Consider the following 7212-nt stretch of genomic DNA (forward strand, 5'->3'; position numbering starts at 1 on the left):
CGGCGGTTTGCAGCAGTGATAGCGCAATGGGGCGCGGCCCGGAACCCCTTGCGCCGGGGATGCGCGGATGAGTGCGGACGCAGCCTTTGCCCCCGGCGCCCCGGTTGCCGTGCTGACAGCCGAGCCGCTGGGCCGCCCGCTGGATTACCGCGCCCCCGAGGGCGGCTGCACACCGGGCGCCTTTGTCGAGGTGCCGCTAGGCCCGCGCCGGGTGCTGGGCGTGGTCTGGGGGCCTGCGCTGGGGGGCTTTGACCCGGCCAGGCTGCGCGGCATTGCCCGCGTGCTGGACGTGGCGCCGATGCGCGAGGAATTGCGCGCCTTCCTGACGCGGGCCGCCGATTATACGCTGACACCCCTGCCCGCAATGCTGCGGCTGGCCACGCGCGCGCCGGGGCTGTTCGAACCGCCGGGCACACGCAGGATTTTCCAACTGGGCAGCGGCACCCCCGACCGGATGACCGACGCGCGCGAACGGGTGCTGGCGGTGCTGCGCGATCATGGCGGCGCGGGCTTTGTGCTCGGCGAACTGGCGACGCTCGCGGGCGTCACGCCGCAGGTGGTCAAGGGGCTGATCGCCTCGGGCGCGGTGATCGAGGCCGAGGCGCCGCGCGATCTACCCTTTCCCCGGCTCGACCCCGCCCTGCCGGGCAAGGCGCTGAGCGACGATCAGGCGGCAGGCGCTGAAGCCTTGTGCGCCGCTGTGCGTTCGGGGCGCTATGGCACCACGCTGCTGAAGGGTGTCACTGGCTCGGGCAAGACCGAGGTTTATCTTGAGGCGGTGGCCGAGTGTCTGCGGCTGGGGCGGCAGGCACTGGTGCTGCTGCCCGAAATCGCGCTGACGGCCGAATTCCTGAACCGGGTCGAGGCGCGGTTTGGCGCACGGCCGGGTGAATGGCACTCGGGCGTCACGCAGACCGAACGGCGGCGGCTGTGGCGGATGGCGGGCGAGGGCGCGGTGGGGATGGTGGTCGGCGCACGATCTGCGCTGTTCCTGCCGTTCCGAGATCTGGGGCTGATCGTGGTCGATGAGGAACATGACACCTCCTACAAACAGGAAGAGGGGGTGCTGTATCACGCCCGCGACATGGCGGTGCTGCGCGCCTCGTTGACGTCGGCGCAGGTGGTGCTGGCCTCGGCCACGCCAAGCCTTGAGACATGGGCCAATGCCGAGGCCGGCAAATATGCGCGCATCGACCTGACCGCACGCTTTGGCGCGAGCGACCTGCCCGAAATGCGCGCCATCGACCTGCGCGCCGAGGCACAGGAGCCGGGGCGGTGGATTTCTCCCACGCTGCGCGCCGAGGTCACGGCCCGGCTGGCGCGGGGCGAACAGGCGATGCTGTTTCTGAACCGCCGCGGCTATGCCCCGGTCACGATCTGCAGGGCCTGCGGCCACCAGATCGGCTGTGCCCATTGCGATGCACGGCTGGTGGAGCATCGGTTTCTGAAACGCCTTGTGTGCCATCAATGCGGCGACAGCCAGCCAATACCGCTCGCCTGCCCGTCCTGCGGGGCGGAAGGCAAGCTGGCGCCGGTCGGGCCTGGGGTCGAACGGCTGGCCGAAGAGGTGGCAGACCGCTTTCCGCAGGCACGGGTTGCGGTGCTGTCGTCAGACCTGTTCGGATCGGCCCGCGCGCTGAAAGAGGCGATCGAAGATATCGCCAAGGGCGGGGCCGACATCATCATCGGCACTCAGATCGTGGCCAAGGGGCACAACTTTCCGCTGTTGACGCTGGTTGGCGTGATCGACGCCGATCTGGGCCTGCAAGGATCTGACCTGCGGGCGGCAGAGCGCACGTTTCAACTGATGCGACAGGTAGCGGGCCGCGCGGGACGGGCGGAAAAGCCCGGCGTCGCGCTGTTGCAGACGCATCAGCCCGACCATCCGGTAATCCGCGCGATTCTGGGCGGCGACGAAGAGGCGTTCTGGCGTGCCGAGGCAGCCGAGCGGCGCGCGGCGGCTGTGCCGCCCTTCGGCCGCATGGCCGGGATCATCCTGTCGGGGCCCGATCTGCAACCGCTGTTCGACCTTGGCGCCGAACTGGCGCGCCGCGATGCGCCCCTGCGCCGGATCGGAGCTGAGCTTTACGGCCCCGCGCCCGCGCCCATCGCCCGCGTGCGCGGCCGGCACCGGGTGCGGATGCTGATCAAGGCCGACAAGGCCGCCCCCCTGCAAACCGCCATCGCCGACTGGCTGGGGCAGCTGCGGGTGCCGAACGGGCTGCGTGTGGCGGTGGATATCGACCCGCAAAGCTTTCTCTGACGACTTGACCCTGCCCCGTCAAACGCCCTAGCTGCGCACAACCCAAGACGGAGGCCCCGATGCCCACCTATACCGCCTTCACCACCCTGCCTGACCGCGACCGCGCCGAGGCGCTGGCCGAACTGCTTGAAGACCTCGACCCCGAACCCTACGGTGTCGGCGTGTTCGAGATCGAAGACGGGTCTGAACGCTGGGAAGTGGGCAGCTATTTCACCGAGGCGCCCGACGAAACCATGTTGGCGCTGCTGGCGGCGGCCCATGGGGCCGCGCCTTTCGCGGTTTCCGAACTGCCCGAGGTGGACTGGGTGGCGCATGTAAAGCGCGAACTGGCCCCTGTGGTTGCCGGGCGGTTCTTTGTCTACGGCAGCCATGATGCCGACAAGGTGCCCGAGGGGGTGGTGGCGCTGCTGATCGAGGCGGCGATGGCCTTTGGCACCGGCCACCACGGCACCACGCTGGGTTGCCTGACCGCGCTTGACCGGCTGGACCGCGAGGGATTTCGCCCCGCCTCGGTGGCCGATATCGGCTGCGGCACCGCAGTGCTGGCGATGGCGGCGGCCAAGATCTGGCCGGGCACGGTGCTGGCCTCGGATATCGACCCGGTAGCGGTGGACACGGCGGCAGCCAATGTGCTGGCCAACGATCTGGCGGGCCGGGTGGAGTGTTTGCAGGCTGCGGGCTTTGACCATCCGCGGCTGGCCGAGGCTGCGCCCTTTGATCTGGTTTTCGCCAATATCCTCAAGGGGCCGCTGATTGATCTGGCCCCCGCCATGACCGCGCAACTTGCGCCGGGTGGGCGGGTGATTCTCTCAGGTATCCTGAACGAACAGGCTGATGAGGTTGTTCGCGCCTACGAAAACGCCGGGTTTACGCTGCAATACCGCGATGAATTTGCTGAATGGACGACTTTGGTTCTGAAACGCCAACAGTCGTAACGCGGAAGTGTCGCCATTAGAAAAATATTAGTGCATACTCATTAACGTTGTTTGAGGCGTTCAGCGTCGTGTGGGGTCGAGTGTGATGACCAACCGTAACATGAAGAACTTCGAAGACCGGCTGAAGCGGATCGACCAGATCCATTCCGCTGGCGGTGCGTTCGAGGCAAGTGGCGCCTTGGGCCGGGCCTATTTCGAAACCGTCTCTGCCAAGCCGCGACGCCGGCAATGGATGCGGCCTCTTGCGCTGATCCTTGGGGGGTTTGTCCTGTTCAAGGGCGGTCTGCTTGCCCATCTGGGGTTTGAAACCTATGTGGGGCGCCTTGCCCATCTGCAGCAGGGCAGCGTGTTAGAGCGTGCCGGGGCCTGGGCGATGGCACCCGACGGGGTTACGCTCTGGCTGGCCGAATTGTTCAGGCCGCTGATCGGCTGAACCTGTCATCGGCGCAGATCAAAGGCCGCACCGTTCATTCGGTGCGGCCTTTTTCTGGCAAAGCCGCTGAATCAGCGCCCTGCGGCGATCCGGTCAATATCGCTGCGGGTCAGGCCGATATCGTCAAGCGCCCGGTCGCTCAGGCGCGACAAGGCGCTGCGCGTGGCGCGCGCGTCATTCCAGGCCGCGACCGCGGCAAAAAGCTTCGTCGCGGCCCCGGCGAAACCGGTCTGGGCCAGAGCGCGGTTCGTATCATAGGCGGACATGGTCGTTTCCCTTTAAGTTCTTTACATACTGCACATTCTGAAAGCATCGGCTTTCTGAGGCGCACATATGGCGGGCAAACCCGGTCAGCAAGCCACCGCAAAACAGCCCCGTCATGCGCCAGGCGCATGGCCTTTTGGTGCTGCCGGGGCCATGTAACGCCATCGCGGTGGAATATGTCGCGCGCGCCCCTCGGAACCGATGATGTCAGTCGTTTTATCAGTGTCTGAGCCACTTTTTGTGTGGACTTACCTCGGCAGCGCCTTCGTGCTTTGCGATGTTCTCTTTTCGTGCTAGTGCGTGAAAACGGCAACAGAGCAGAAGAAACGGGGCCAAATGCGCGTTCTGGGGATCGATCCGGGCTTACGGAACCTTGGCTGGGGGGTGATCGAGATGACAGGCTCGCGCCTGACCCATGTAGCCAACGGCATCATCCATTCGGAAGGTGACGATCTGGCGCTGCGACTGTTGTCGCTGCATCAGGGTCTGACGCTGGTCATTGCGCAACACGCGCCCGATGCCGCTGCGGTGGAACAGACCTTTGTCAACAAGGACGCGGTTGCGACGCTGAAGCTGGGGCAGGCGCGGGGGGTCGCAATGCTGGTGCCCGCGCAGGCGGGGCTTGCGGTGGGCGAATATGCCCCCAACGCGGTGAAAAAGGCCGTGGTTGGCGTGGGCCATGCCGACAAGGCGCAGGTGCAGCACATGGTGCGATTTCAACTGCCCGGCGTGGACCTGGCGGGCGCCGATGCCGCCGATGCGCTGGCCGTCGCCATCTGCCACGCGCATCATCTGCAAAGTGCCACGCGGCTGGCGCGGGCCATGGGGGGCGCGGCATGATCGGGCGTATTGCGGGCATCATCCTTCACCGCGCGATGGATCATGTGCTGATCGACGTGCGCGGGGTGGGCTATATCGTCCATGTCTCGGCCCGCACCGCGGCCAGCCTGCCGCCAGTGGGCGAGCCTTGCGCGCTGTATACCGACCTTCTGGTGCGCGAAGACCTGTTGCAACTGTTCGGCTTTCCCAGCCTGCTGGAAAAGGAATGGCACCGTCTGCTGACCTCGGTGCAAGGCATCGGCGCCAAGGCGTCGCTGGCCATTCTGGGAACGTTGGGCGCCGACGGCTTGGGCCGCGCCATTGCGCTGGGCGACTGGTCGGCGGTGCGGGCCGCGCCGGGCGTGGGGCCGAAACTTGCCCAGCGCATCGTGCTGGAGCTGAAAGACAAGGCGCCAGCGGTGATGGCGCTGGGCGGCGCACTCAGCGTCGATCTGGCACCCTCGGATGAGGTAGTGGAGCCTGGCCCCCGGCCCCGCCGCATCACGCCCCCCGCCCCCGAACCGCAAGCGGCGGCCACCGCAGATGCCATTTCGGCGCTGGTCAATCTGGGCTATGCTCAGGCGCAGGCGGCGGCGGCCGTGGCCGAAGCCTCGGGCGCCGAGGCGGGGCTGGATGCCGCGCGCCTGATCCGCGCCGCGCTGCGCCTGTTGGCGCCACGCGGCTGACTTGCAGGGCTGTGCGCGGCGCTCCATATCCGCGCAAAATCGAACGGAGGGGATGATGGCCTATACCCGCACCGCGCTTTTGATGGCGGCGATGACCGCGCTGTTCATGGCCCTTGGCTATCTGCTGGGCGGCAGCACCGGGATGGTGCTGGCGCTGGCGCTGGCCGGCGCGATGAACCTGTTTGCCTGGTGGAACTCTGATCAGGCGGTGCTGCGCATGCACAACGCCGTGCCGGTCACGGCGACCGAGGCGCCCGATCTTGCCCGGATGGTCGAAGGTCTGGCCGCCCGCGCGGGCCTGCCTGTGCCCGCGCTTTACATCCTTGATACCGATCAGCCCAACGCATTTGCCACCGGGCGCGACCCGGCCCATGCAGCCGTGGCGGTCACCACCGGGCTGATGCGCAACCTCAGCCGCGATGAACTGGCAGGCGTCATCGCCCACGAACTGGCCCATATCCGCAACCGCGATACGCTGATCATGACGATAACGGCAACCTTTGCGGGCGCCATTTCGATGCTGGCAAACTTTGCCATGTTTTTCGGCGGCGACCGTGACCGGCCACTGGGCGCAATCGGCACGATCGCCATGATGATCCTTGCGCCTCTGGCGGCGGCACTGGTGCAGATGGCGATCTCGCGCACCCGCGAATATGAGGCCGACCGCATCGGCGCCGAAATCTCGGGTCAGCCGCTGGCACTGGCCTCGGCCCTGGGCCGGATCGAGGCGCTGGCGCAGCGCGTCGACATGCCGACGGCCGAACGCAGCCCTGCTTCAGCGCATATGTTCATCATCAACCCGCTGCATGCCCACAGCCACGACCGGCTGTTTGCCACCCACCCCAACACCTCCAACCGCATCGCCGCATTGCGCGCCTTGGCAGGCCAGGACCGTGGCCCCTGGGTCTGATCGTTCATGCTGAACGCCTATCCCGCCGGTGCCCCGCGCGTTGATTTCCGCCCGGTGACTGACCGGCGCTGTCAGCACTTGCGCTGCCGCGGCCCGCGGCGGGTGCCGTGTGTCACCGGCCAGACCGGTCAGAGCGACGACAGCACCAGCGCCAGCTTCAGAACCGGCACGCCCTCGTCAGAGGTCTTGGTGCCGAACTGTGCGTTGAAGAGCGGCGTCACCACCTCCGGATCGCCCAGATTGCGCAGGAACGGGTTGACCACGATCTGGGTTTTCGCGCCCACGCCCCTTGTTGCGCAAGGCGCGTGATGGATTCAGCGTGTCAATCCAGCGTGGTCGCTCGGCGCAACGTGCAGACCGACACCGGAACCTGCAAGAACCAAAGCATTGATGGTAATCCCTCCCTAAGCGAAAAAGGCCCCGCTTTTCAGGGGGGGCTCGTCAAACGTTGATGTGGCGCTGAAATGAAACGCTGGCGTCTAATAATTTGGAAAGATTATATATTTGGGTTGCAGGAGGGTGCGGCCATCGTTTTTTACCTGAACTGCTATGTGCGGTGTGATGCCAAATGGCTGCCCAGCCAACCGCTTGCATCATCACCATTTCAGGAACCGATGCCCCAGATAGGCGCCGCAGGCAGCCACTAAAGCGATCGCACCGGGCGTCCTGCCCACCCGTGGTGGAATACAGCGCTGCTGATCAGAGCCGAGCGGCCGACGAGGTCGAGGCGATTCCGGAAGGGGCGGTCATCATTCGGATGCTCGGCGATTACGCTGTTCTGCGTGATCAAGCGCGGGCGTGCCGGTGAAATCTACACCGGGTACCAGCCCACGGATACCGCCGTCCGCGTGAACTTCGGCACATCGACTGGTCCGGTTTACGGACGCATGACTCGACGAAGC

General features: G+C 66.2%; 8 protein-coding genes. 6 read left to right on the plus strand and 2 right to left on the minus strand.

Annotation, left to right across the window (positions count from 1 at the left end):
- Window positions 1–67: 67 nt before the first annotated feature.
- From C5F46_RS09110 to C5F46_RS09120, 3 genes are all read left to right on the plus strand, one after another.
- On the plus strand, window positions 68–2263 hold the full coding sequence (locus C5F46_RS09110; protein WP_107325042.1) for a primosomal protein N': 2196 nt from the start codon (window positions 68–70) through the stop codon (window positions 2261–2263).
- Between the two features lie 59 nt (window positions 2264–2322).
- Window positions 2323–3198, plus strand: a complete 876-nt coding sequence (locus C5F46_RS09115) for a 50S ribosomal protein L11 methyltransferase (RefSeq protein WP_107325043.1) — start codon at window positions 2323–2325, stop codon at window positions 3196–3198.
- An 85-nt stretch (window positions 3199–3283) separates the two neighbouring features.
- Window positions 3284–3631: a hypothetical protein gene (locus C5F46_RS09120; RefSeq protein WP_107325044.1), complete on the plus strand. Its 348-nt coding sequence runs from the start codon at window positions 3284–3286 to the stop codon at window positions 3629–3631.
- A 71-nt stretch (window positions 3632–3702) separates the two neighbouring features.
- On the opposite strand, the gene C5F46_RS09125 is transcribed toward C5F46_RS09120, so the two are convergent.
- Entirely contained in the window at window positions 3703–3897 is a 195-nt protein-coding gene (locus tag C5F46_RS09125) for a DUF1127 domain-containing protein (protein ID WP_107325045.1), read from the minus strand.
- A gap of 334 nt (window positions 3898–4231) precedes the next feature.
- Between C5F46_RS09125 and ruvC the strand changes: the two genes are divergently transcribed.
- Genes ruvC through htpX form a run of 3 tightly spaced genes read left to right on the plus strand, consistent with a single transcriptional unit; the run spans window position 4232 to window position 6310 of the window.
- On the plus strand, window positions 4232–4735 hold the full coding sequence (gene ruvC / locus C5F46_RS09130; protein WP_107325053.1) for a crossover junction endodeoxyribonuclease RuvC: 504 nt from the start codon (window positions 4232–4234) through the stop codon (window positions 4733–4735).
- The gene (ruvA, locus tag C5F46_RS09135) at window positions 4732–5400 is read left to right on the plus strand and encodes a Holliday junction branch migration protein RuvA (RefSeq protein WP_107325046.1); all 669 of its coding nucleotides are present in this window, start codon (window positions 4732–4734) and stop codon (window positions 5398–5400) included. Before ruvC ends, ruvA begins: the two co-directional genes overlap by 4 nt.
- A gap of 55 nt (window positions 5401–5455) precedes the next feature.
- The gene (gene htpX, locus C5F46_RS09140; RefSeq protein WP_107325054.1) at window positions 5456–6310 is read left to right on the plus strand and encodes a zinc metalloprotease HtpX; all 855 of its coding nucleotides are present in this window, start codon (window positions 5456–5458) and stop codon (window positions 6308–6310) included.
- A 128-nt stretch (window positions 6311–6438) separates the two neighbouring features.
- Here htpX and C5F46_RS16620 read toward each other — a convergent pair whose 3' ends face one another.
- Entirely contained in the window at window positions 6439–6594 is a 156-nt protein-coding gene (locus tag C5F46_RS16620) for a hypothetical protein (protein WP_168796808.1), read from the minus strand.
- Between the last annotated feature and the right edge of the window lie 618 nt (window positions 6595–7212).

Source organism: Phaeovulum veldkampii DSM 11550 (assembly GCF_003034995.1).
Taxonomy (GTDB): domain Bacteria; phylum Pseudomonadota; class Alphaproteobacteria; order Rhodobacterales; family Rhodobacteraceae; genus Phaeovulum; species Phaeovulum veldkampii.